At 61.0% G+C, this 672-nt stretch carries 2 protein-coding genes; one reads left to right on the forward strand and one right to left on the reverse strand.

Going from position 1 to position 672, the window contains the following annotated elements; translation table 11 throughout:
• Positions 1-462, forward strand: a 462-nt coding sequence (locus tag AC1D0Z_RS23600; protein ID WP_477660541.1) for a penicillin acylase family protein, incomplete at its 5' end; no start/stop codon positions are given.
• 7 nt (positions 463-469) lie between these two features.
• Here the strand turns inward: AC1D0Z_RS23600 and AC1D0Z_RS23605 are convergent.
• Positions 470-672, reverse strand: a 203-nt coding sequence (locus AC1D0Z_RS23605; protein WP_477660542.1) for a hypothetical protein, incomplete at its 5' end; no start/stop codon positions are given.

The raw sequence follows: 672 nt of genomic DNA on the forward strand, positions 1-672 counted from the left end.
GGATGGTGCCGTGCAGCGGGTTGTGCCGTGCAGTCCGCCGCGGCGCTGGAACGGGCGCTGGATCGCCTGCAGGCGGCCTATGGGAAGGACGTGGAGGCCTGGCACTGGGGCAGGGCGCACTTCGCGCTGTCAGCTCACAAGCCGTTCGGCAACGTGCCCTGGCTTGCCCGGTTCTTCGACGTTCGCGTTCCCACAGGCGGGGATGCCTTTACCGTCAACGTCGGACAATATTGGGCTACCGCAGACGCGACCCCTTTCGCCAACCGGCAGGCAGCCTCTTTGCGGGCCGTATATGACCTTGCAGATCTGGAAAACTCACGCTTCATTTACCAGACCGGGCAAAGCGGCCTGGTATTTTCGGGACGTTACCGTGACATGAAGGATCACTGGGCTGCAGTGCAATACCGGCCTTTGCAAATGAATCCTTCAACCTTCGTGCATCAGCTGACCTTGAAGCCCTGAAAAAGTCTTACGCCGGAATGGCGTCGACGTTCAACCGATCCCAGTGGCGGTGCTGCGCGATTGCCGCCATGAAATCGTGCGAAACCTGCCCGTCGGTCACCTTGCGCGCATCAGCGATAAGGACGCCTGGCGTGGGCACGTGGATCAGTTCCGGGTCTTTGCCCATGCTGAACCCGAGCGTGCTTAACAGCTGGGCGCCATCATTGATGG

The organism is Polaromonas sp. P1_E3 (assembly GCF_056405935.1).